This window comes from Ruegeria sp. Ofav3-42 (genome assembly GCF_022347725.1).
GTDB lineage: Bacteria > Pseudomonadota > Alphaproteobacteria > Rhodobacterales > Rhodobacteraceae > Ruegeria.
Genome location: NZ_JAKRGB010000005.1, coordinates 35,303 through 60,354 on the forward strand (window position 1 = coordinate 35,303; position 25,052 = coordinate 60,354).

At 58.0% G+C, this 25,052-nt stretch carries 17 protein-coding genes and 2 pseudogenes; 6 read left to right on the forward strand and 13 right to left on the reverse strand.

All coding sequences use genetic code 11. The features are described 5' to 3' along the window. Window positions 1-8: 8 nt before the first annotated feature. The 3 genes from MHN28_RS09265 to MHN28_RS09275 form a co-directional block, all read right to left on the reverse strand. Window positions 9-4,568, reverse strand: coding sequence for a papain-like cysteine protease family protein (locus tag MHN28_RS09265; RefSeq protein WP_239338264.1), 4,560 nt, complete (start codon window positions 4,566-4,568; stop codon window positions 9-11). Between the two features lie 5 nt (window positions 4,569-4,573). Further along, entirely contained in the window at window positions 4,574-4,948 is a 375-nt protein-coding gene (locus MHN28_RS09270) for a DUF3467 domain-containing protein (protein ID WP_239338266.1), read from the reverse strand. A gap of 167 nt (window positions 4,949-5,115) precedes the next feature. After that, a complete protein-coding gene (locus MHN28_RS09275) occupies window positions 5,116-6,060 on the reverse strand; it encodes a sigma-54-dependent Fis family transcriptional regulator (RefSeq protein ID WP_239338268.1) in 945 nt (314 codons plus the stop codon). Window positions 6,061-6,402: 342 nt separating this feature from the next. Here MHN28_RS09275 and MHN28_RS24985 point away from each other — a divergent pair. Continuing rightward, window positions 6,403-6,915 (forward strand): annotated as a pseudogene (locus MHN28_RS24985) (hypothetical protein). A 186-nt stretch (window positions 6,916-7,101) separates the two neighbouring features. Here the strand turns inward: MHN28_RS24985 and MHN28_RS09290 are convergent. Further along, window positions 7,102-9,189, reverse strand: a complete 2,088-nt coding sequence (locus tag MHN28_RS09290; protein WP_239338272.1) for a TonB-dependent receptor — start codon at window positions 9,187-9,189, stop codon at window positions 7,102-7,104. A gap of 307 nt (window positions 9,190-9,496) precedes the next feature. Between MHN28_RS09290 and MHN28_RS09295 the strand changes: the two genes are divergently transcribed. Then, window positions 9,497-10,321 (forward strand): IclR family transcriptional regulator, encoded by an 825-nt coding sequence (locus MHN28_RS09295; RefSeq protein WP_239338274.1) that lies wholly within the window; start codon window positions 9,497-9,499, stop codon window positions 10,319-10,321. 345 nt (window positions 10,322-10,666) lie between these two features. Further along, window positions 10,667-13,543 carry a condensation domain-containing protein gene (locus MHN28_RS09300; RefSeq protein ID WP_239338276.1) on the forward strand — a complete coding sequence of 959 codons (2,877 nt, stop codon included), beginning with the start codon at window positions 10,667-10,669 and terminating at the stop codon, window positions 13,541-13,543. Between the two features lie 83 nt (window positions 13,544-13,626). Here MHN28_RS09300 and MHN28_RS09305 read toward each other — a convergent pair. Then, window positions 13,627-14,333, reverse strand: a pseudogene (locus MHN28_RS09305) (IS6 family transposase); the annotation flags it as partial. 84 nt (window positions 14,334-14,417) lie between these two features. On the opposite strand from MHN28_RS09305, the gene MHN28_RS09310 reads away from it, so the two are divergent. Then, window positions 14,418-14,621: a hypothetical protein gene (locus MHN28_RS09310; protein ID WP_239338278.1), complete on the forward strand. Its 204-nt coding sequence runs from the start codon at window positions 14,418-14,420 to the stop codon at window positions 14,619-14,621. A gap of 14 nt (window positions 14,622-14,635) precedes the next feature. Beyond that, window positions 14,636-16,084 carry a phosphonoacetaldehyde dehydrogenase gene (phnY, locus tag MHN28_RS09315; RefSeq protein ID WP_239338280.1) on the forward strand — a complete coding sequence of 483 codons (1,449 nt, stop codon included), beginning with the start codon at window positions 14,636-14,638 and terminating at the stop codon, window positions 16,082-16,084. A gap of 24 nt (window positions 16,085-16,108) precedes the next feature. Here phnY and MHN28_RS09320 read toward each other — a convergent pair whose 3' ends face one another. Genes MHN28_RS09320 through MHN28_RS09355 form a run of 8 tightly spaced genes read right to left on the reverse strand, consistent with a single transcriptional unit; the run spans window position 16,109 to window position 23,393 of the window. Then, on the reverse strand, window positions 16,109-16,951 hold the full coding sequence (locus tag MHN28_RS09320; RefSeq protein WP_239338282.1) for a fumarylacetoacetate hydrolase family protein: 843 nt from the start codon (window positions 16,949-16,951) through the stop codon (window positions 16,109-16,111). A gap of 17 nt (window positions 16,952-16,968) precedes the next feature. After that, a complete protein-coding gene (locus MHN28_RS09325) occupies window positions 16,969-17,724 on the reverse strand; it encodes an SDR family oxidoreductase (protein ID WP_239338284.1) in 756 nt (251 codons plus the stop codon). 8 nt (window positions 17,725-17,732) lie between these two features. Beyond that, a complete protein-coding gene (locus tag MHN28_RS09330; protein ID WP_239338286.1) occupies window positions 17,733-19,235 on the reverse strand; it encodes an aldehyde dehydrogenase (NADP(+)) in 1,503 nt (500 codons plus the stop codon). Between the two features lie 12 nt (window positions 19,236-19,247). Then, the gene (locus MHN28_RS09335; protein WP_239338288.1) at window positions 19,248-20,360 is read right to left on the reverse strand and encodes a fumarylacetoacetate hydrolase family protein; all 1,113 of its coding nucleotides are present in this window, start codon (window positions 20,358-20,360) and stop codon (window positions 19,248-19,250) included. Between the two features lies 1 nt (window position 20,361). Continuing rightward, window positions 20,362-21,192: an amidohydrolase gene (locus MHN28_RS09340; RefSeq protein ID WP_239338290.1), complete on the reverse strand. Its 831-nt coding sequence runs from the start codon at window positions 21,190-21,192 to the stop codon at window positions 20,362-20,364. Next, on the reverse strand, window positions 21,189-21,617 hold the full coding sequence (locus tag MHN28_RS09345; RefSeq protein WP_239338292.1) for an RbsD/FucU family protein: 429 nt from the start codon (window positions 21,615-21,617) through the stop codon (window positions 21,189-21,191). Before MHN28_RS09345 ends, MHN28_RS09340 begins: the two co-directional genes overlap by 4 nt. Then, window positions 21,607-22,659, reverse strand: coding sequence for an aldo/keto reductase (locus MHN28_RS09350; RefSeq protein WP_239338294.1), 1,053 nt, complete (start codon window positions 22,657-22,659; stop codon window positions 21,607-21,609). The genes MHN28_RS09345 and MHN28_RS09350 overlap by 11 nt, the downstream gene beginning before the upstream one ends. After that, complete coding sequence (locus MHN28_RS09355) at window positions 22,656-23,393, reverse strand: GntR family transcriptional regulator (protein ID WP_239338296.1); 738 nt, start codon at window positions 23,391-23,393, stop codon at window positions 22,656-22,658. The genes MHN28_RS09350 and MHN28_RS09355 overlap by 4 nt, the downstream gene beginning before the upstream one ends. Window positions 23,394-23,477: 84 nt before the next feature. Between MHN28_RS09355 and MHN28_RS09360 the strand changes: the two genes are divergently transcribed. Further along, window positions 23,478-25,031, forward strand: coding sequence for a UxaA family hydrolase (locus MHN28_RS09360; RefSeq protein ID WP_239338298.1), 1,554 nt, complete (start codon window positions 23,478-23,480; stop codon window positions 25,029-25,031). Window positions 25,032-25,052: the final 21 nt, after the last annotated feature.

A 25,052-nucleotide genomic window follows, 5' to 3' on the forward strand; every position in this document is an offset into this window, starting at 1 on the left:
GCGGCTCCCTATGTCATCGCCATTTGCGCGGCGGGGCTCTCGTCCTTGTGCTCGACCTCGTGTTTTCCCGAGCCACAGAGGATCACGCAGCAAACACCGGTGCGTGGTTGCTCGCCCTCTTTGGCGAACGTGGTTCGGACGGTGACCTTGAGCTTGGCCTCATTGGCGTCTTCAGGCCCTGGACCCACATCGGTGTGAACCGCGATTGCCCAGCCGTCCCGCGCTGCAGGGCTGCCGGGTGCTGTACGTACATTGGCAACGGCACCGCCGCCATAGGACCAGTCCAGGACAACGCCGCCCTTGCTGCGCCCCGACGGTCCATCAAGATAAGGCCAGTCATCCAGCACCACCTGTTGACCCGGTATCAGGGGTGACTGCACCGCTGGTGGCATTTCGGGCATCACGCTGCCATCCATCAGAAAGAGATCATATTGTACCCCGTTCCGGGTCACGTTCGACCGGTGGATGCTCACCCCCGGCGGTGGAAAGTCGCCGTCCGGTTGCGGACCGGGTTGCGGGGGCATCGTGCTACCGGCTGAAGGCAGGTCACCGCCCGGCATCGGGACCGGCTGCGGCGCAGAACTCACCTGCTCCAGAACCGAGGCAAGCGCAGAAGCTGCAGTTGGGGGCATCGCTGAAGGCGCGTCAGCCGCCGCGCCGTTTTGCGCGGGCGCTTGCGGTGCAACCGGCAACGGTTCGGGCGTGGTTGGTACCGCAGGCATGGGGTCTGCGCTGGGAGCAAAAACCTCGGCCACCGCCGCTGCTATGGCCTGGATTTCGCTGACCAGCGTTGCACTGGGCATCAGCCGCATCGCCAGCGCCAATGGCAGTTCCGATCCGTTCAGCAGGACAGCTCCTGTAACACCTGCCCCGGTCGAGAAGGCCCGGGCTCGCGTCCACTGGGTGAACAGCTCAGGCGCGCCTTCGGCAATGGTAACAAGCAGCTGAGCAGGGCCGTCCTTCAGCGCGGGCTTCGCTGCGGGTTCCGTGCCATAACGGAAGATCGTTCCTCCCGGCGCGATTCCGACACCTGGCGCGCCATAGCCTTGCGGGTCGTCGAGACCAATTGCAACGGTCCACTGACGTTCGGCAGCTAGCGCCGGGACAGAGACAAGATGCGCGACATGTTCGGCACCCAAAACCTCGGTTACCGCAGCCTGCCAGCGCTCGTCGGTCGGTACACCGTTCGGGCCGCTCATTGGTAGCACTGTTGCGGGGGCGATCGGGGCGGTCTCGGGTGACAGCGTGATCGCCATCGGAGCGCCATTGGCTGCGGGTGCATTTGTTGCTGGCGCGGGCGCCTCGGACAATGCGGCGGCATATCCCGGGGGTGGCGCGGCAGATCCGCGGTTCAGCTGGTGGCCATGGGGGCCGCCTGCATGCAGGATCTGGAAATGCGACGAGGTTGACGCACCCATTCGCGCATACTGTGCTTCGAAGGCGTCCCAAGTCATAATATACCGGCTGCCGGTACGATGGGTCGATTTGTGCGATCCCGGACTGCCAGGTGTCCCGACGATCCGATCCCAAGGATCGGTGATGCGAACCATCAGGTCGCCATCCTCGTCGGTATAGAGCCCCGTCACCACGATCGCGTGCAGCGACCCCGGCAGCGCGACACCCACCCAAATCGGGCCGTTATCTTCCAGAAGCGCCCGGAACCCGGCATGAGTGAAGCTCTGACCGGCGACTGGTATCAGCCCAAGCGCCTGACCCAGATCATCAATATCATCTGGGTCCAGGCCTTGCGAAACCGGTCGGTTCACGATTTCCGCCAAAGTGCGCGGTGACAAGCTGATCTTGTCGCGCCAGCCGACCACCATCGCCGCCGCCGCTGCCCAGCAGCTGGCATTGGTCGGTTGCGCGATTTTCTGCACGTCGTCCCAGTTGCTTGTGAAGCTCTCGTTGATTCCAAGGCTAGCCGCATATCCAGGCGGTGGCGTTTGTGTGCCCCGATTCAGCTCATGACCATGAGTGCCGCCTGCGTGCAAGATCTGGAATGTGGCCGACGTCGTAGCCCCCATCCGCGCATATTCAGCTTCGAATGCGTCCCAGGTCATGATGTACCGGCTGCCAGTCTGGTGGGTCGGCTTGTGCGAGCCCGGGGTGCCAGGCGTGCCGACGATCCGATCCCAGGGATCGGTGACCCGGACCATCAGATCCCCGTTCTCATCATTGTAAAGACCGGTCACCACGATCGCGTGAAGCGAATTTGGCAAGGCTACTCCGACCCAAAGCGGCCCGTTGTCTTCCAGCAGGTCACGGAAACCTTCATGGGTAAAGCTTTGACCTGCTACTGTCGTCAGGCCCAGACCCTCGGCAAGGTCGTCGAAATCATCAAGGTTCAGGCCTTTCTGGATCGGGCGGTCCACGATTTCTGCAATTACATTGGGCGACAAACTCATCTGGTCGCGCCAGCCAACGACCATCGCCGCGGCCGCGGCCCAGCAGCTCATGCTGGTGGGCTGCGCAATCTGCTGTACATCGTCCCAGTTGATGGTGAAGCTCTCATTGATGCCGAGCGATTGTGCACCGCCGGTCGAGGCAACATTAACCCAGTTCGTGGCAACTTCGGTATCGCCCCAGCCCGCAAGTGAGCTTGGGCCATTGCCTGCCTGAACGGGATCGTAGCGATAGATCGCTTTGCGGTTCACATAAAGCTCATGACAGGGGAAGCCGTCATGGCGGCCAACTGCTTTGACCTGAATTTGCCCGCCACGCTTGCGGAAGAAGATCGCAATATCCGCGTCGATATCAGGCGCCACACGCGATAGCGGCATCGCGCCCTCTGCCTTAACGCTAACCACTGAGGCGTTCTCCAGGACCGCTTGAATCGCAAAACGACCCGAAGTGCCAACGACTACATTGAAATTGTCATTGGTGGCCCTCAGGGTTTTGCTTTCTGTCGGTGTCGCGCCCTGTCGCAGACCCAGCCACCAGCCGGGCTTGCCTTGCACCGCATGGGTGTCATCACTGTCATAGGCCTTTGATTCTCCCCAATGACGGCGCTGCACCCGGACCCGATCAATGCCCATACCTGGTGTTAGTTCCACCTGAGCCACAATCTCGCCCCGGCTCGACCCGCTGCTATAGGAAAAACCGCGTCCGTCTCCGCCATAGTCATCGCTGAATGGCCCTGAGATCGCGGGCGACGGGATAAACATGCGGTACTTCACTTCGACCGTATAAGGATCGGAGTTAACACCCAAGAGAGATGCGGCGCGAACCGGATCGTGGCCAAAGGCGGTTGCAAAGCCCAAGCTTTCCGCCACACCGCGTTGCACGCCTGCATAGACTTCCAGTGGCGATCCCACGCCCAAACCGATCTCGACCGATACACCAATGAAATTGGATTGACTGTCGAAGATGGCGACGCCACCACCAACGATACCTTCTCCGGCTGAGAAGCCGGCGACGAATGTGATCCCTTCGAACGCGTCGATGCCGCCGTCCAGAATCGTCATTTGAATGGTGGCGCTCAGCGAGAAGATTGCACCCAGATCCAGTTCTCCGACACCATAGATGCCCAGCTTGTTGTCCGGTGCAAAGATGACGCCCGCACCAAGCGAGCCACCTGCAGCGAAGCCGCCGGAAACCGACGGGCCAATTCCAACCGAGAGGCCCCGCGCATTGGCCAACCGGATCGCAGCCACGGTGGTCGTCAGGGCAGGGTTAGTGGCGATCAGCGCATCCAGCGCGATCCGCATCGCGGTACCCATGCTGTCCGTATCCGGAGCCTGCGCGCTGGTCATTTCACCAATGCGAACGTTCCTTACCGCAGGCTGGTTAACCCCGAGCGAAGCCGCTATTGCAGCATCAGCTTTCGCCATATTCGCGCCGTCGCTGCCGATCTCGTCTGTTTCAACTTCATCACGTGGGTCATTCAGCTCTAACCGAGCAGCGTTGGGTGACGACGCGTTGCTGTCTTGTTCTTCATCCTGTGGCAATGGCGGCAGCTCTCCAAACCCGTCATTGTAAGGCACCGGAGGCGTTGCAGGGGCTTCAGGTGATAGATTCTGCACCTGGTCGCCAGAGTTGCCATTGGACGGCGTCTGGTCCGGCGGCGCGTTCACTGGATCCGAGCCCGGCACTTCCAAACTGTCACCGGCCCAACCCAGCCCTGCCTCGCCCGCCGCGCCATAGCCCGGCGTCCGGATAGCGTTGCGATTGGGGAACATCCTCACTCGGCGTAGGCTACGCCCCGTCAGCCCTTGCAGCGATATGAAAACGCTGTCGGCATCGGGCCAAACCTGCGCCTCCCATGGCCCGGTCCCATCCACGGTCTTGGTTGCAAGGGCGAAATAGAGCCGTTCGCTTCCCACAAACCGCGCCAGCACTTCCGCCGGTACGATATAGACCGCCTCGCCATCCGCGATCTGCAGCGGTCCCATCGACGCGGTCGAAAAGAAGTTGCCCGTTGATCGTCGTGACTTGTCAGAGAGCAAGGCAGGGTCGGTGACCAACGTCACTTCGGCCAGTTGCGGTTGCCCATGCGAGCGGATCGTGAACCCCAACATTGGGTACCGGTCGCTGATCGATATTCGGTTTGGGCTGATTTCTGCGCGCATGAGGGTCACCTGTCGTTGGGATCGTCTGGGAAAGTGTCGGACCGGCGGGATCGGGGCTTACTTCTGGCGGCTTCCGCCCGGCGTTCAAATTCAGGGGAGATGTCCAGGATCGAGGCCAGCGGGTCGTCTTCATGGACGTCCGCGATGGCTCCGAAATCACGTTCGAACTGCTCAACGGCCCGTTTGAGCATCCGCATCAGCAGCTTTGCATGTGTCGGACCAAGGGCCAGACGGCTGTTGACCGTGGCCGAGCCTCGTTGGGGGTCCACCTGACCGAAATCGATCAGGAATTCGTAAGGATTGTGCCCAACTTCAAAATAGTTGGCATATCCTGCGATCAGGGTGCGCCCGTCTCCTGCAGGCGTAAGACCGTCAGCCATCGGCAAGTCTCCCGCTGTTACCCCTATACATGCAAGAAACGTGCCACGGGCCTACCCCAGCATCATCAATGGCTTAGACGATCTTCGGCTGTCACATGTGTCACAACCCACCGTCACATTGTGACATGGCTTCTGTGACACGCGGGTCAATTAGAGTTGTCGGATGATCAGCGTTCGCCCGGGGTCAACGGGCTGCGTGCGATCCGGTACTTTTCGATCTTCCGATAGACGCTCATCCGCGACATGTTTAGAAGCCGCGCCGCTTCTGCCTTGTTCCATTGGGTGCGGTTCAGCGCCTCGATCAGATCGTCTTTTTCGGTCGAGATCACCCGGCGATGGCCCGAGACCAGGGCCCGGAACACCGGCGGCAAATCCGCCACCCTCACCTCACCTACCGGCGGATCAATGAACACTGCTTCGATCACATTGCGCAATTCCCGCACGTTGCCCGGCCAGTCATAGGTTTCAAAAAGCCGCGCCAGTTGCCGGTCCGGCCCACTCACCCTGCGTCCGTCTCGCGCGTTCAGCTCTGCGATAAAGCTCTCGGCCAGAACCCGGATGTCATCGGGCCGCATGCGCAGTGGTTCAACCTCGATCCGCGCAACATTCAGCCGATAATACAAATCCGCACGGAAGCGGTTCGACGCCACCAGGTCTTCAAGCAGCTGATTTGTTGCGGCGACAATCCTGACATCGACCAGGATTTCACGTGTCGCGCCGATCCTGTCAACTTGTCCGGTTTCCAAAAAGCGCAAAATTTTTGCCTGACCCAACAGACTTAGTTCCCCGATCTCGTCCAGAAACAACGTGCCTCGATGCGCTTGCGCAGCACGGCCCTCGTAGCACCCCACGGCCCCGGTAAAAGCCCCACGTTCGTGTCCAAAAAGTTCGGATTCGACCAAACCCTCGGGCAGGGCGGCGCAGTTGACTGTCACGAACTCCTGGCTCTGACGCGGACTCAGATCATGTATCGCCTGCGCGATCCGTTCCTTGCCCGTTCCCGTTTCGCCCGTAATCAGGACCGGGGCCTGACAGCGAGCAACCTTGGGAAGATATGCCCGCAACTCGTTCACCCACTTACTTTCCCCCTTAATGGTCGCCAGCGTATCCATATTTCTGGTTCCAAAATTAATTTTGGGGCAAGGGGCAAGCCTTGCAAAAACAATTGCGGCTTCAAGCGTGCACTCGTTCAGACAGCCGCATAGAGTTCTTTGTGCAGACGTCGCGGTGCAGGCTGCTGGTTTAACAAAAGTTTGAAACTCTAGTTTAACACGAACACTTCAGAATGCCGAAAATCCGCCGAAGGAATTGGGGCGATCAGCAAAGCTTCGCTCAACATGGTCCCTTCGAACTTTTTCACCACCGCGTCGTTCGGTTTGCTAAATGACCCTGGCGCGGGCCTTGTCAGAAGGGGTTCTGTTGAGACTGGCAGGGGGCTTCCGTAGCCTCGGCGCATGAATAAGCGATCACCATTCAAGTGGTTCAAAACCAGTCCCGAGGTTGTTCGTCTGGCCGTCATTCTGTCCGTTCGGTTTCTTTCTTCACTTCGAAACGTGGACGACATGCTGCATGATCGCAGGGTTGAGGTTAGCCATGAAACAGTACGGTTCTGGTGGTACCGATTTGGTCCGGTGTTCGCGCCAGAAATCCGGCGGAAACGGGTTCAGCGAATGCGGGCGTACTCAAAATCGAAATGGTCTGCCGAAACGTGATCGTGAAAATTACCGGTATTCGGCTCTACCTGTACCGCGCCGTCGATCAGGAACCGTCGGATTGAAGGATCACACAGACCCACTCGACAGCGTGAGAAGATGATGAGGCGCTTCAAATCGCCAAACCAAGCACAAAGGTTCCTTACGGCTCACGATCAGATCAACACCGTCTTTCGCCCCGCCGTCTCATACCGTCACGCCAGAACCGATGCCTTTGGCCTCTGGAACGGTTACGCCCTCGAAGTGACCGCCTGACGGACGCAGATGAACCCGTTTTCAGACGCGTGCAAACAAGTCGGCAATGCCCCAGAGAAGATCAGACAGGCTGACCGGACGGTTTTTTGAGCCGTGAACCGCGCAACTGCCCAAAGTCAATCGGTCCTGAGCCTAAAGCAGAATGGGCTAAGTCCCTGAGACATGGCCCATTCCGATCGCTTACAATCAGAAGGTTTTTCGTACGCCGAAACCGAAGTAACGAGGCTCAAGAAGCTCACCTTCGACGCCGCCGATAGTTCGGTTGGTCCTCTTGAGGGTCGGCCCACGCTCGTCGAACAGGTTGTTGACGTAGCCAAAGACTTCGATGTCGTCACGGGGGCGGTAGCTGAGCCGCAGATCGGCAACGGTGTAGCTGCTGACGGCCAGCTGTGGGTCGTTGTCGTCGGTCGAGAAATACCCGTCGGTGAAGCGAACCGTACCACCCAGGGTCCAGTCAGGCGCAAAGTCCCAATCGGCCCCCAGCGTCAGCATATAGCTTGGTGAGTTGCTGAACTCGTTGCCCAGAAAATCAACCGAGGCTGAGGTGAATTCGGTCACTTCGGTGCGCAGCAAACCCAGACCACCGGTCAGACGCAACGTATCGATGGGGCGATAATCCAGACCAACCTCAAGACCATAAGACTTGGCTTTTTCCGCGTTAACGGTCATCGCCTGGCCGACAAGACCGGGAATGGAGACAACAACAAAGCGCTGTGCGTCCGTAAAGTCGCTGTAGAACAGGTTACCGGTCAGGAACAGGCTGTTGTCCAGCAGTTGTGCACGACCGAACAGTTCATAGTTCCAGACGGTTTCTTTTTCGAACGGGACATATTCGCCGGAACGGAAGTTCAGGGAAACGCCGCCGGGATTGTAACCCTTGCTGATCAAAGCGCCGACAGTAGCTGTGTCGGTGATATCATACGCAAGCGAAAGTCTGGGCAACCAGTCGGAAAAGGTCTCGTTGTAATCCAGTGCATCCCTTGCAAGGTTAGATGTGCCAGTGCGCTTGATCTTATCTTGTTGGAACCGCAGCCCCCCAGTCAGCGACCACCGCTCAGCGAACCTGTAAGTGATGTCGGTGAAGATACCCAGGTTGTCTTTGCGGTCGTCAAAGATCGAATCTCCGCGTAACTGCAAGGCTTCATCGGAATCCGTTCTGGCCGCATAGATGCCAACTACACCATCGATGGCGGACTTTTCGGATCCGAATGTCAGCCGCAGTTCGTTTGACAGATTGGTTTGATCAATCTGGGCTGAACCGAAATTCGCGGGTTCCGAGACGCGGTCCACATCAAGATCAGTGTACTGAAGCTGATTAACGATCGCTATGCCGTTTGCGAATTCGTAGCCGATATCGGCGATCGCGGTGTTGGTGCGCTGCCCCCAGCTGGGGTTGCTTGCCGTGGTGCTGATCGGCTCGTTGAACGGCGAGTCGGCGGCTTCGGTGGTCGGGCGATTGGTATCGGTGTACGAATAGGTGAATTTCGCCGTCAGGCCGGGGATATCCGTCGGCGACCAAAGGAATTTCACACGCGCATTCTTGCTTTCAAAATCCTGATTGGTAGCGCCGTGTGCGAAACGCGGGTTAGTATAGTCGATGAACGTATCCCGCGAGTAGTAATCCAGCGCGATTCTGGCCGCGAACTGCTCGGAAAGCGGCGCTGAGTAAGCCAATGACGCCCGTTTCCTGTTATCACTGCCGAACTGCAACTGCGCGGCGCCTTCTTTATAGAAGGTCGGATCTTTAGTGTTGACGATAATTGCACCGGCGATGCTGTTTGCACCCTGCGACGTTGTCTGCGGGCCGCGGAACACCTCAATCGTTCCCACATCCCAAACCGAGTTGGCACCAAAGACCAGCTCGTTGTAGCTCAGGTAGTGACCGTCCAGATTTACAGTCGCGCGGGGAACGGTGCCGCCAAAGAACGCACCAGCCCCGGTGTTTGGACCCTGTGCTTCCTGACCCCGGATAACCGGCGCGCCGACTGTTGCCGGGTAGATCACGTTCGGCGTGCCTTCGACTGCTTCACGCACATCGGCCACGGAAGGCTTTGCTTCCAGATCTTCGGAAGTTATCACCGAGACCGAACTTGCGGTTTCTCGGATGGTCCGATCCACCTTCTCACCAGTGATGATGATATCCTGAAGTTCGAAAACTTCTGTGTCTTCGGTCGGCTCCGAACTCTCCTGAGCCTGCGCTGACACGCTTGAGCACGTTGCCAGAGCGGCAATGCTCGCACGACTTAACAGCCGCCCGAATGTGCGCGGTTTCATTCTTCTGTCCCTTTATTTTTGGACTGTCCGGCTGGTTGAGACTTGCTGCAGTCGATGAATTGTTTGGCCGGTTTCTGCATGGCTGTCCGCGTCGGAATCTGGCGCGGACTGGCGAGTCGAACTACCACCAGAGCCTTCCACATGGCAGAATGTATTCCGCATTGCAATAAGAATCCAAAGTGATACACAGCCCCAAGATTGTGCCAAATAGACGCAATCAACTCCATGTGGATCGGACGGGGATTCTTGACGCATCTGTTTTGCCGACCCAACGTGCAAGTCACCCGAACAAAGGACCCAGCAAGGAATGACGAACCGGAAATTTGGTCGCACTCAGGACAAAACATCGGAGTCCGGACCCTCGCGAAAAGGCACGATCCAATCGGTGTCGATCGCGGCGAGATTTCTTTCCATACTGGCAAACTCCGAAGGTCCGCTGGCGCTTGGTGAAATAGCGCGGCGCGCTGAAACGGGCAGTTCGACCGCTCATAGATATCTGAGTTCGCTGCAACAGGAAGGTCTCGCGACGCAGGAGGCCGGAACAGGTCACTATGACCTTGGACCAGCGGCACTTGGCATCGGCCTTGCCGCGCTACAACGTCTGGACCCGATTGAGGTCGCGGCGCGGCAAATGAAAGAGCTTGCAGGCCGCGTTGCCGCCAGCGCAGGAGTGGTCGTTTGGACAGAACGCGGCCCTACCGTAGTTCGGTGGTATCGCGGCGCGTACTTTTCGATCAGTTCGCTAAGCCTGGGGGATGTGCTGCCCATCGACAACTCGGCCTGTGGTCTGGCGTTTCAGGCATTCCTCCCGCCCGCAATGGTTAAGGTCGCGCGTCGCAATCAACCATCCAGAACGCGGGGCAAGCCGCCGCGCCGCGAGGTGCTTCAGGACATACGATCATCGGGTCTGGCGGAATTGAGCAGCCACCTGATAACCGAAGTGACCGGGCAGGCCGTGCCGGTTTTCGATGCGCAAAATGAGATCGTTTGTGCGATGACCATCGTTGCCGACTTGGGCAGCACAATTGGCCCCAGCGCGGACGGCGCTTTGGCAGAGGCCGGGTATGCGGTCGCTAAAGCAACCGGAACGACCAGATGGGCCGAATTTTCCCAGCGCCCCGACATTGCTTGACAACCAATTGCGCGCGTTTTTAAGTTCCGCTCAATCTGCCAGACCCAGCTGATTCACGGCAAGGCCGAATCTCTGGCAGGCATGGCCCGCGGGCCATGTTGTCCGGTCGCTTCACGCGGCGCATCTATGGATCAGCAAAGTATGCTCTTATTCAGTGGATTTCCCGGTCCAATGTTTGCGGCCGAGACCCTCCCGCGTAGCGGGAAGAACAGCCCCCACCAAATGCATAGGTTGGCGACCCAAGGCCGCACCCAACAATCCGTACATCTATCAGACCCCTGCGTCGCTCATTTGCCTTCGTCCGGCGCGTTTGACCATTTTCGTACTTAATCAACGAGACCCCCCATGCCACATGAATCTCAGGATCTGCTCAACCGAGTAGAACACCATCAGCTTGATGCCTCAGCGGCGTTAAAGGAACCAACCGCCCACCAAGAGCATATCTGGCTGCGCCAACAGCAATGCCCGGAGGAAACTCTGGTTCAGGTCGCGGCCGTTGAATTGCCGGAAACCGTCGATACTCAACGTTTGTTAGGCGCGCTCCGGAATCTGGCGGATCTGCTGCCTGAAGCCGGGTTTGGCTATCTTTTTGACGACAGTGGGCAGCTTGTGAAATCACCGCTTGGCCAGATACCGATCGCTTGCGACCACGTCGGAGACGCGAATGCGCTGTCCGACACCCTGTTGCGCGCGCAATCTGCGGAATGGGACCTGAGCCAGCAACCTCCGGTCGCAGCGCGATTGCTGCTGGGTGCCGATCTCCGTGTACTGGCAATTCTGCGGCACCGGGTATCCGAAGATGCGTTGCCGTTTTCAGTGCTCTTCGACGCTATCTCGGCGATTTACGACGACCGGGACTTTGTGGCCGCTGCAGCGGCCCTTAATGCGCCTGTCTCCGTCGGCACGATTGACGAAAGTGACGCAGAGTCGCCGCTGGACTGGCTGCGTCTGCAATCCGACATGCGGATTACCGGGGTTTCATCAACGGCAACTGAACCGCGTCTAAGCGATGTCTGGCGCGGTGCGTTGGCGCATCATCATCAAATATCGCTGCCGATTTCCTCGGCGCCGCTGATGATCGGGAACCATCAAGATGAAACTGCGCAATTGGCCCGGATCACGAACATCCTGCTGCGCATGCTGTGTCAAATGAGTGACAAACAGGATGTGACAATCGACTATCTGACCCAAGGTGCCGCTGCATTCGATCTTGGTCACGCCGCCGCGTCCTCGCCGCGGTTACCCCTGAATTGGCGCAGCGCTATTGATGATGATGAAAGCCTCCGCATTGGCATGGCATCTCCGGACATGGCCACAACCGAAGCTGCAACAGCGGCCCCGATTGCGATCGCAACGCGGCCCAAACAGCCAGCCGGCATGGTCTTGGGCGGAGATCATTGTAAACCCTTACTCTTGCCGACGACCGCGCTGTTGCCTGACTTGACGTTGGGCGTGCGATTGGATGACGTGCAGAGGCTGACCATCGAACTTATCACCGGCCGCACGATCTCGGACAGTGCTGGCACCATTATTCTTGAGCGCCTGGTCGCTATTCTTCAGGGGCGGCAGCCGATCCCCGAAGTTGGGACAAGTTCAGCGCAGCTCGATAGACCCAAGTCGGCCTCCTCCGACGAGGTTGCACAAACCATCCTGGCAGAGTTCCGTGATGCTCTGGCCAGCCCGGATATGAGTGAGGATGACGACTTTTTTGACCACGGCGGTCACTCACTTGTCGCGACCCGGGTCATTGGCCGCTTGCTGAGCCAGCACGGGCTGGAAATCCGGTTCGCCGATCTGTTCAGCCATGCCTCGGCCAGACGGTTGGCCGAAAGGGCGCATCGAGTAGAGGCCGAACCGATGGTCGAGCCCCGGTTCAGGGAAGATGACAAGGATCAGGGGCCGTTTCCGCTTTCTCTTGCACAGCAATCGCTGTGGCGCGCTTACGCTGCTTTTGGCAAGGGCGCGATCTTCAACATTCCATTCGCATTGCGGTTTCTGGACCGCGTGGATGAACAGGTAATTCACCAGGCCTTCCGCGATCTGATGGAACGGCATCCAATCCTGCGCGCGCTTCATTCTGATGAAAACGGAGAGCCGGTACATCAAGTAGTTCCTGTCGATCAGTTGGACGATTATCGTTGGTTCTGGTCCAGCGAGGACAGCCGCGAAACGGACCGCCATGCCGAGGCTCATTATGTCTTTGACCTCGGTCGCGAACTACCGTTGCGGCTGCGGTTCGTGACGGATCCTGACAGCGATGAACAAATACTGTCGATGTTGTTTCACCACGTCGTGCTGGATGAATGGTCGGTCAACCTGTTGATGGATGAACTGGCCATCGCATATCGCTGCCGTGCCGAAGGGCGGGCACCAGAGTGGTCTACAGAGCCAGTGCCCTTCCACCGATTCACACAAATTCAGAATGATGCGGGACTTAATGAAGAACATGTGTCTTATTGGTCAGACAGACTTACAGGGGCGCCACGCGCTATACCGTTGTTCCCGCAAGATATCGACGAAGACGCCCCACGGTCCCCGAAAGGTGGGTGGGTTGAACTGGTGTTGGACCCCGACGTTGCCGAAGGGTTGTATTCCCTGGCCAAAGAACAAGAAGCATCGCTTTTCAATGTTGTCTACGCCGCCGTTGCCACGAGCTTGAGCCACCTGAGTGGACAACAAGACCTGGTCATCGGAACGTCGGCATCGGGGCGCAATCGGGCCGAGTTTTTTGACACAGTCGGTTACTTTACAACCGTCGTTGCTCACCGGGTCCAGATCGCCGCAGATACAAGCGCGGCATCGCTGATCCAGACCGTTCGGGATGAAGTCGCCGAGTCGCTGCCGCATAGCGAAATCCCACTGGATCTGGTTGGTCGTCGACTGACCGGTGGCGAAGCACCAGCGATGGAAACGATGTTCGAAGCGTTCATTCAAATTCACGCACAGAACAAACTGAATGGAAGACTTAAAGGCGCGCAGGGCCAGGATATCGCGTTCCGGCAAATCGACCCGGACAAATCCGAAACTCTGCTGGGCCTTCAGTTCGAAGTGCTTGAGGAAACGGTGGGCGACAAACGTGGCATCCGGGTCATGATGAGTTATCGCGCAGACCGATACGGGCCGGAACGGGTTGAACAAATTCGCGCTAAACTCAGCGATGTTTTCACCTGTTTCGCCGATCCGGACATGGCTGCCCGCGCTTTATCAGAGCTCGCCAACTAAACTGGAACATCAACGAAGTAGTGCCTAGCTGGACATTGCCGGCTTGTCTGCGCGCCTGAAAACGGGCTGATCTGCGTCCGCCAAGCGGTCACTTCGAGGGCGTAACCGTTCCAGAGGCCAAAAGCATCGGTTCTGGCGTGACGGAATGAGACGGCGGAGAGATGATGACGGCGGGGGCGAAAGACGGTGTTGATCTGATCGTGAGCCGTAAGGAACCTTTGTGCTTGGTTGGGCGGTTTGAAGCGCCCATCATCTTCTCACGCTTTCGAGTGGGTCTGTGTGATCCTTTAATCCGACTGTTTACCCCTTTATGTGCTCGGCGTTCCGCGCCGGGCGCAAGATTGCGGATCGGCTTGATATAGCTGCGCAACTTGTCCGCGATCATGACACGGGGTGCGCCGAATTGGGAAATCAACCGCTTAAGAAAACGTCGGGCTGTCTTGGCATTCCGCCGTGGTTGGGCGAGAATATCAAGGGCATCTCCGTTCGCATCCACCGCCTGCCAGAACCAGCATTTCCGACCGTTGATCGGGATGACCACTTCATCCAAATGCCATTTATCGGCCACCCTTGGCCGGTCTCGCGTGATGCAATTTGCGAATTGGCGGCCAAAGCGGTTGACCCATTGTCGGATAGCTTCACGGCTTGCCGAAACTCCGCGCTCACCTGGCAGATATCCAACATCGGCGGTGCTGAGCGCAAAGCGGTGGTATACCCAAGCGGCATAAACAATGATCTCACGCGGAAAACGAAAGCACTTCAAGCGCGGCGTCTTGTACGGTATCTTCACGCGTGACGCGAAACCAGTTAAGGGCGCGCAAACAAGTTGGCGATGCCGTTTGAATTGCCCGGCGATCGGATCGGAGTTATTGTTATGGTTTCAGGCGAAAACACCTGTATCGGCACCTCCGAAGATCGGCACGATCTGGCTGCGCTGGATGAACCTCTGCGTAGCCATGGTGGCGAGACCGAGCAGGAAGTTCCCTTTATCGTTAACCGCGTGATCGATTTGCCATCGCAACCAAAGCTGCGCAATTTCGATGCATTCTACTACGGGACCACAGCGGCGGCCCTTTGAAAATGGACGGTACAATGAACACATCCGATATCCGCAACGAAGGCATGCGCATTGGTGGAGAGATCGTCTTTACCGAAGCCACCGTTCCGGTGCATTACCCCTATACAAACGAAGTCGTCGGCACAGTGCCTGCCGGCACCGCCGAACACGCGCGTAAAGCCTTTGAGATTGCAGCGAGTTATTCCTCCAAACTAACCCGCTTTGAGCGCAGCCAAATCCTGCAACGCGCCGGTGAACTGATCGGCGAAAAACGTGAGTATCTTGCGAAGTGGCTGACGCTGGAACTGGGCATTTGCCGCCAGCATTCGATTTATGAAACCAAGCGCGCGCAGGACGTGTTCCAATTTGCCGCCGCAGAAGCGTTGAAGGATGACGGTGAGATTTTCTCGTGCGATCTGACACATAATGGCAAAGAGCGTAAGATTTTCACCAAACGCGAGCCAGTCAAAGCGATCAGCGCGATCACACCGTTCAACCATCCCTTAAATATGGTCAGTCACAAGATTGCGCCGTCGATTGCGACCAACAATTGCATGGTGTGCAAGCCCACTGAGCTGACCCCGCTCACGGCGCTGACGCTGGCCGACATCCTGTACGAGGCAGGGCTGCCGCCCGAGATGTTTCAGGTCGTCACCGGTTGGCCGCAGGACATTGGCGATGAGATGATCACCAATGAAAACATCGACATCATTACCTTCACCGGCGGGGTTCCGGTGGGCAAGATGATCGCGTCCAAAGCAGGCTACAAACGGCAAGCTTTGGAGTTAGGCGGGAATGATCCTCTGATCGTTCTCAACGACCTGAGCGACGATGATCTTGAGCAGGCCGCCGCCATAGCCGTGGCAGGTGCCACCGGAAATTCAGGACAACGATGTACTGCGATCAAGCGCATTCTGGTGCAGGAAAGCGTTGCCGAGAAGTTTGTGCCGCTGGTTCTGGAAAAAGCGAAAGCGATCCGGTTCGGAGACCCTCAGGATCCGGAAACGCAGCTGGGGTGCGTTATCCACGAGCAAGCTGCAGAATTATTCGAAAAGCGCGTGTTCATGGCTGCTGAAATGGGCGCAGAGATCCTTTACCATCCTGGCCGGAAAGGCGCATTATTGCCTCCGATTGTGATCGACAAAGTGCCCCATGACAGCGAACTGGTCATGGAAGAGACTTTTGGCCCTATCGTGCCCATCGTCCGTGTTCCGGATGACGATACACGAGTTATGGAAATCTCGAACGGAACAGCGTTTGGTTTGTCTGCGGGCGTGTGCACCAACGACCTCAACCGTGCGATAGCTTACATCAACGGCCTGAACGTGGGCACTTGCAATATCTGGGAGCAACCGGGCTATCGGATCGAAATGTCCCCCTTTGGCGGCATCAAGGACAGCGGCAATGGCGTCAAGGAAGGTGTCATCGAAGCGATGAAGTTCTTCACCAACGTCAAAACTTACTCGCTGCCCTGGCCGGGATAACTCCTTTTGGCGGTAGAGTGCAGGTCACCCCTGCACAACATCCTGACGCTGAACGCCCAACCCTTCGATGCCCAGTTCCATTCGGTCACCGGGCTTCAGGTAGGTTTGCGGATCTTGCCCCATGCCAACCCCCGGCGGTGTCCCGGTTGAAATCACGTCACCCGGTTGAAGCGACATAAATTGCGACAAGTGAGAAATCACGGTCGCGACGCCAAAATGCATCGTTTTGGTCGAACCGTCCTGATAGCGGTGGCCGTTCACTTCAAGGTACATCGGCAGGTTTTGCGGATCAGGCACCTCGTCCCGAGTGACGAGCCACGGACCGATCGGGCCGAACGTATCTGCCGATTTCCCTTTGACCCATTGGCCCGAGCGGTGCAGTTGGAAATCGCGCTCAGACAGATCGTTTATGACGCAGTATCCTGCTACATGATCCATGGCGTCGGCTTCAGAGACATACTTGGCCTCTTTTCCAATAACCACGCCCAATTCAACTTCCCAGTCGGTTTTGACCGACCCGCGCGGGATTTCAACCTTGTCATTTGGGCCAACAATGGCAGATGTCGCCTTGAAAAAGATCACTGGTTCCTCGGGCAATTCCATCCCGCTTTCGGCAGCATGATCGGCGTAGTTCAGACCGATGCAGACGAACTTGCCGACTTTGCCCACGCAAGGGCCAATGCGGGGGTCGCCGTCCACCAAAGGAAGGTTTGCAACGTCCAATGAATTCAAACGTGCAAGCGTTTCGTCACTCAGCGTATCGCCCGCGATGTCATCGACCACACCTGACAAATCACGAATTGCACCATCCGCAACCAATACACCGGGTTTTTCAGCGCCCTTGGGGCCATAACGTAGCAGTTTCATTGCGTTTTCCTTCCTGCTCAGATTGTCCAGCCGCCATCAATGGCAAAGGGCTGTCCCGATGTGTACTTGCTTGCGTCGCTGGCCAGATACAGCGCCAATTCTGCGATTTCCTCAGCCGTGCCGATCCGTCCCATCGGTTGGCGCGCAATGAAATCCGTCATGGCCTGTTCGTAGTCACCAGTGGCTCGCAACCGGTCATGTAAGCTTGGGCTGTCGACTGTGCCTGGACAGATCGCGTTGCAACGAACGCCCTGGGTCACAAAATCCGCTGCGATCGATTTGGTCAGTCCGATTACTGCCGCCTTAGAGGCGCAATAGGCAAACCGGTTCGGCACGCCTTTCATCGATGACGCCACCGAAGACATGTTGATGATCGACCCGCCACCATTGGCCAACATCGCAGGCAGCGTCAGTCGGGTCAGGCGGTACATGGCCTTCACGTTGAGATCGAAACTAAAGTCCCAATCACGCTCCTCGCAGTCCAGAACAGATCCGTTTGCCACATAGCCAGCACAATTGAACAGCACATCCAGCGCAGGCAGGTCCGCCGCCGCGGCCTGGACCGCTTCAGCGTCAGTAACGTTCAGTTTCAGTGTTGTTATGCCTTCAATATTCTCCAGCTTGGCCAAAGCATCTGAGTTTATGTCGCTTGCAATGACCTTGGCGCCCTCGGCGGCAAACAGTTCGGCCGTAGCGCGGCCGATCCCTTGCCCGGCTGCCGTGATCAACGCCGTTTTGCCGGTCAAGCGACCTGTGTTTTCCGGGGATGTCATGTGCGGCCTCACTCCTGTTCCGGCAGCAAGCCTGCCGGGATGTCCTGATAACAAACGGGGCGCAGAAACCGCCGGATTGAAAGCGTTCCAACCGAGGTCGCGCCAAAATTCGTTGAGGCCGGGTAGGGACCTCCGTGAACCATGCTGTCGCAAACCTCCACCCCGGTTGGAAAGCCGTTGGCCAGCAACCTTCCTGCTTTGCGCTCCAGCACCGGAACCAGTTGCCGGGCCAGTGCTGCGTCATCGTCCGCCAGATGTAACGTGCAGGTCAGTTGCCCTTCGATAGAGCGGGCAAGCTGCAGCATTTGGTCGGCATCGCGGACCCTGACGATGATACCCATCGGTCCAAAGACCTCTTCATGCAGGGCGGCGTTGCCCAGCCAATCGTCACCCGAGACCACAAACAGATTTGGAGCTGCACCGCGCGAGGCACTGTCCTTGACCACAATCTGCGCGACATCGGATTGCGCCGCGGCTTGAGCAACGCCTCGTCGATAAGCATCCGAGATCCCATCGGTCAGCATGGTTTGCCCGTCTACCTGTTCCAATGCTCCTTGCGTAGCGGATTGAAATGCATCTGCGTCCGGCCCGTCTATGACGACCGCAATTCCGGGGTTGGTGCAGAACTGCCCTGCGCCCATGGTGAGGGATCCCGCCCAACCCTTCCCGATATCTGCTGCGCGTTCGGACAACGCCGCGGGTAGCAGGAACATGGGGTTCACCGAGCCCAGCTCTCCGAAAAACGGGATTGGCTCGGGGCGAGCGGCGCATAGATCAAACAGAGCGCGGCCAGCCCGCTGAGATCCGGTGAATCCCACTGCCCGGATCAAGGGGTGGCGGGCCAAGGCGGTTCCGACTTCGATCCCATCGCTTTGAATCAATGAGAACACGCCCGCAGGCGTGCCAGTTGCCTTCAGGGCCGCATCGATGGCTTGCGCGACGATTTCTCCGGTTCCGGGATGGGCCGGGTGGCCTTTCACCACCACCGGGCAGCCCGCAGCCAGGGCCGCGGCCGTGTCCCCACCCGCAACCGAAAAGGCCAGCGGGAAATTCGATGCGCCAAACACGGCGACCGGACCGAGAGGTCGCTGGATCATGCGCAAATCCGGCCGGGGCAGTGGCGCGCGGTCGGGCATCGCGGGATCGTGGCGTTGGTCGAGGTAATCGCCTTTTTCGATGTAGTCGGCGAACAGGCGCAACTGGCCGACGGTGCGTCCGCGTTCGCCTTGGAGGCGGGCCTCGGGAAGACCTGTTTCCTGACTGCCGATCTCGGTGATCGCGTCGCCGCGAGTGTCAATCTCCTCTGCGATTTTGCGCAGCAACGCGGCCCTTTCAGTACGCGAGGACCAACCGTATGTGACAAAGGCCTCTTCAGCAGCCTGCACAGCGGCGTCGACATGCGCCGCGGTCCCGGTTGCGAAGTCGTGGCATGACCCATGCGCAGGTGCAGAGGTAAATGTGGTGTCACCTTCAACCCATTCACCGGCGATCAGGTGTTTTCCGATTAACATCTTCGTTCTTTCTTAAAGCAGGCCGCGTTGAGCCAGGTTTCGCATAAGATGAGAAACCCCGAACCGCCATTCGGGACATTCCGTTGAAAGGCGCACATTGTTTGTGAGTGTGCCCAGTTTATCGTTTGCAATCGTGACGATGTCGCCCAGTTTGTGAGTAAACCCACCGCCCGCAGTATCCCGGTCTTGTGTCGGTGCGAAGAGGGTTCCCAAAAACAGCATGAGCCCGTCCGGGTATTGATGATGTCGTCCAATTGTTTGCGTGACCAGATCAGCTGGATCGCGGCTGATTTGCGACATTGAGGAATGCCCGCTCAGAACAAAGCCATCCATTCCGGTCACGGTCAGAGACAACTCGGCCGTTCGCACATCCTCAAGCGTATAGGTGTCGTCGAACAAGCGGATCATGGGCCCGATGGCACAGGATGCGTTGTTGTCCTTGGCCTTGCCAAGCAAAAGCGCCGAGCGCCCCTCGACATCTCGCAAGTTGACGTCATTGCCCAGCGTCGCGCCCTTGATCACGCCCGTTGAGGTCACGGCCAAAACGACCTCGGGTTCAGGATTGTTCCAGGTTGAGATCGGGTGCAGGCCGACATCCGCGCCGAATCCGACCGAAGACAGGACTTGCGCCTTTGTGAAGACTTCAGCATCCGGTCCGATACCGACCTCAAGGTACTGGCTCCACAGGTCTTCCGCGATCAGGGCCTGTTTGACGTGTGCGGCGGCGTCGGAACCCGGAGTAATGTTTGAGAGGCTGCTACCAATCTTGTCCCCGATACGGGCCCGGATTGCTTGTGCCCTGCCGGGGTCTCCGGCGGCTTTCTCTTCGATGACCCGCTCGACCATGGACCCGGCGAAAGTGACGCCGCACGCCTTGATGGCCTGCAAATCACAAGGGGCCAGCCAATCGTGCTCGGAATCGACTCCACCGATCTCGGTTCCGTCGACTTTATGGATAAACTCTGCAGCATCCTCTCGTTCGAGGACGTCGCGTACGGTCGGGGCAATCTTGGATGTGATATCAACAACCTGACCGTCGCGCAGCGTCACAACGCAGGGGCCTATTCCTGCACGTTCCACGCGGCCGAGCCATACCCCATCGCAGTCCAGTTTTGGATAAATCATTTCAATCCCTGAGTTTATAGGCCCGGGCAGCGTTGCCGCCCAAAACCGCCTGTCGTTCAGGCTTGGTCAAGTCGTGCAGCAAAGCATCAGTGGTTTCAAGCCAGCGTTCGTATGTGCAGGCCAGCGTGCAAACCGGCCAGTCACTGCCCCAAATCAGGCGGGACGGAGCGAATGTGTTTAGCAAGTGGTCGACATATGGGCGCAGATCTTCAAGGGTCCAGCCCGGGGCGGCTTCGGTTACCAATCCGGACAGTTTGCACCAGGCGTCTGTCTCTCGGGCCAGCGCTGCCATGTCCTCCGCCCAGCCATCGATCAAACCATCGCGGATTAGGGGTTTGGACCCGTGGTCGATGACAACGCGCATCCGAGGATGACGCGTGAGAAGCTGTCTCAGAGCGCCAAGATGTTGAGGCAACGTCAGCGCGTCAAATGTCAAATCGTGTTGTTGGATCGCTTCAAATGCTGGGGTCAAAGCATCACCGATCATCCATTCCGGATCGGCGATGTCTTGAATCATAGGTCGCAGCCCAACCAGCGCCGGATGCGCGGTCAAATTCCTAATCCGCGTAGGGGCATCGGCGGCTTCGAAGTCAGCCCATCCAACGACACCTTTGATGAATGGGGTGTGATCCGCCAGCGACAGCATGAATTCTGTCTCGGCTACTGTTGGGGCGGCCTGGACCAGAATTGACCCCTCAATCCCGGCCGCTACCAGCAGCGGCGCAAGATCATCGGGTGCAAAGTCGCGGTAAATCGGGGCCAGTTCCGGTGTTAGCCAGCCGTAGTCACCACGGGATAAAGCCCAGAAATGCTGATGGGCGTCGATCCTCATCCAATGACGCCTTTTTTGAGAATAATATTGCCGTAAAGCCTGCGCTCGCCGGTTTGTACGATGGCAAAGGCATTAGATGCGCGCTCGTAAAAGCCAAAGCGTTCCGCCCTCTGTATCTGTGCTGGGTTGTCAGCTACTTGGTTAATGATGTTCTGAAAATCAGCAACCGCCTCGGGAATGTTATCCGGATCCTCGACCATCTGCATAGTCAGCGCCGGATCTGAAACGAATGTGTCCAGAGGCATGACGGACAATATTGCCCGCAGGATTTCGCTGGCAGTCGAGCCATCAGCGCGAATACAGCCCGGTCCGCAGCTGGAGCCCGGGAAGTTCGCATCGGCAATCACGATTTCGTCTCCATGCCCCATTGCCCGCAATGCGTACAGCAGTTCAGGTGAAAGGATCGGGTCTAAGTTATGCAGCATTTGCCGCCTCCTGAGGCAGTGGCGCATCGGGGCGGATCAGGCCTTCGCCCCGAAGATCTGACCAAAGGCCCGGCGGAATCTTGTGTTCCAAAAGCGCGACGTTAGCCTTTACCTCAGTTGCATTGACTGCACCGGGCACTACTGTCTTGACGCTGGGATGCCCAAGAACAAATTGCAGAGCCGCAGCAATCAGGGGTGTTTTATGCGATTTGCAGACCGCTTCAATTTTGCGGACGCGATCTAAAATCTCCTCCGGAGCATCGGAATAGTTGTACTTGGCGCCCGGAACTGCGCCGGTCGCCAGAATGCCCGAGTTATAGGGGCCACCAAGGATGATCCCCACATCCCGCTTTTTACAAAGCGGTAAAAAGCTGTCCAATGCCGCCTGTTCCAGCAGCGTGTAGCGCCCGGCCAAAAGGAACCCATCGAAGTCCCCCAGCCCAAGCAACCGTTCGCAAACCTGCCATTCGTTCACCCCTGCGCCGATGGCGGCAATCTCACCTGCGTCACGCAGTTCGACCAGCGCCTTGTAGCCACCGGCATCAAACAACTCGCGCACTTTAGCGTCCGACATTTCCTGACTGCCCTGACTGAACACGCAGACGTCGTGCACCAGAAGGATGTCGGCGTTGGTCACACCCAGCCGATCTCGGCTGGCCTCATAGGATCGCATGACACCGTCATAGGTGTAGTCGAATACAATGCGTTTCTGCGGCACGTCGACAAATGCCTCGGGCGTAATTTCATGCGGCTCGCAGTCCAACAACAACCGTCCGATCTTGGTTGACAGCTGAATGTTGTCGCGCCCGAAACGGGCGATGGCTTGGCCAAACCGGTGTTCGGACCGACCCAACCCGTACTGAGGTGCCGTGTCAAAAAAGCGAATGCCAGCACCGTACGCCGCATGCAAAGCGGCCTGGGCATCCTCATCAGTCACCTTGCGATAGAGGTTCCCCAAAGGTGCGCCGCCAAAACCCATCCGGGTCAGGGGCACAGGTCGGGGTGTGCGGCTGTTCAAAAGCTCGGTTTGTGAAACGGTCATCCTGCCTCTCGCGTGTCCTTAGGGGTGATATTGAACAGTTGCGGCTTTTCCTGCCGAAGGACTTCGATACGGGGCATCAACTGACCAAGGTGATGGCGCATCGCATCCTGAGCGCCTTGTTCGTCGTGGCGGCTGATCGCCTCAAAGATGGCCCGGTGTTCGGCCAGTGTCTCTGCAACGCGTCCCGGCGTTGGCAGCAATAGCATCCGCGCCCGGCTGACCTGCAGAGAAACAGTCTGAGCGACCTCTGGCAGTCGAAGAAATCCAGTGAAATCCATAAGCAGGGCGTGGAAATCTTCGTCGGCCTGATAAAAGCCAGGGATATCTTCATCCTCGATCAGCAACTCCTGCATGCGCATATTGCGGCTGAGTTTTTTGCGCTGATCCTCAGTAAGGTCCCGTGCAACCTTCGCGACCGTCGCCAGCTCCAATGCTTCGCGAAGGAACGCGCCCTCGCGGATTTCAGCCATCGAAAAGTAGGAAACGCGCGTACCGGATTGCGGGACGACATCGACCAGTCCATCGGCTGCCAATCGCGCAATGGCCTCGGAAACGGGTGCGCGCGACACGCCCAGACGTTCACAAATGGGCGCTTTTCTTAGGTTGGCGCCGGGTGGGAAATCAAGGGCCAGAATGGCGTGCTTGATTGACTGGTAAACCCGCTGCGCCAGCGACCCTTCGGTAGTGGAAATGTCCGGCAGGCGGGTTGCGTCAATATCTTGAGGTCGGTTCATGGTTGCTGGTTTATCATTCTAACATGTTAGTTGACAAGTGGGTAGTTTTCGACGTAGCTGTCGGGGCAAGCAAGCGGGATAGCAATGCAAGCACGTGATCAAATCAAGGTCCTTCAGGACGCACAGCGCGATACGGTCAGGCTGAATCCGGATGACAATGTCGTCATCGCTCTGCGTGATTTGACGGCAGGTGAGCATCCAGATTGCCTTTCGGCTCCGCTTCTTGGGGCGGTGTCGCGCGGCCACAAGATTGCGACGACGCTGATCGCCCAAGGTGAAAACGTCATTCGATATGGTCAGGTCATCGGGCAGGCCAAGTCGGATATTGTTCCAGGCGAACATGTCCACGTGCACAATCTGGGCATGGGGGATCACCAGCAGGATTATGCCCATGCCACAGCCAACGCACCTCTGCCGGAAATCCACAATGCCCGCAGTTTCCAGGGCTACCACCGTTCGGACGGCAAGATCGGAACGCGCAATTACATTGGTATCCTGACGACGGTCAATTGTTCCGGATCCGTGGCGCGCTTTATCGCTGAGGCTGCCGAAAAATCGGGACTTCTTTCTTCCTTTCCAAATGTCGACGGTATCGTGCCTATTGTCCACGGAACCGGATGTGGCATGGCCGCAAAGGATGAAGGGTACGAGACGTTGTACAGAACCCTCGCGGGCTATGCGCAGCATCCGAATTTTGCGGGCATCCTGTTGATTGGACTGGGGTGCGAAGTCATGCAGGTTGCTGATCTGGTTGGTGGCCGCCCGATCCGCCCGGATGGGGCGCTGCGATACATGACCATTCAGAATGAGGGCGGGACACGTCGCACAATCGAGCGCGGCTTGGAAGAGCTGCGCGGCATTGCCGAGTTGGCAAATCAGGCCACGCGCGCAACCGCGCCAGTCAGCGCGCTTACGGTTGGCATGCAGTGTGGCGGCTCGGATGGGTATTCCGGGATCACGGCCAACCCGGCGTTGGGCTACGCATCAGATTTGCTGGTGCGCCATGGCGGGACAACAATCCTGTCCGAAACGTCGGAAATCTACGGCGCAGAACACCTGCTGACACGTCGCGCCGAAACGCCAGAAGTCGGCGAGAAGCTGATCGAGCGCGTGCAGTGGTGGGAGGATTACACCGCGCGCAACGGCGGTGAAATGGACAACAACCCAAGCCCGGGGAACAAACGCGGCGGGTTGACGACCATCCTTGAGAAATCACTGGGCGCTGTCGCCAAAGGCGGCACCGCGCCCTTGCGGGACGTGTACAAATTTGCCGAACGGATCGACAAAAACGGATTCGTTTTCATGGATAGCCCGGGCTTTGACCCGTGTTCGGTCACGGGGCAGGTGGCTTCGGGCGCGAACCTGATCGTCTTTACCACCGGTCGCGGGTCGGTATCGGGTTATCAGCCGACACCCTGCATCAAACTGGCCACTAATTCCGAAATGTACGCCCGGATGGCCGACGACATGGACCTGAACTGCGGCGACATCGTCACCGATGGTGTCAGCATCGAAGCCAAAGGCGAGGAGTTGTTCGAAATTCTGATCCGCGTCGCTTCCGGCGAGCAAACAAAAAGTGAGGAACTTGGATTTGGGGGCGTGGAATTCGTGCCCTGGCAAATCGGCGCGGTGATGTAACCCGCGCGCTGCCCAAGGGGA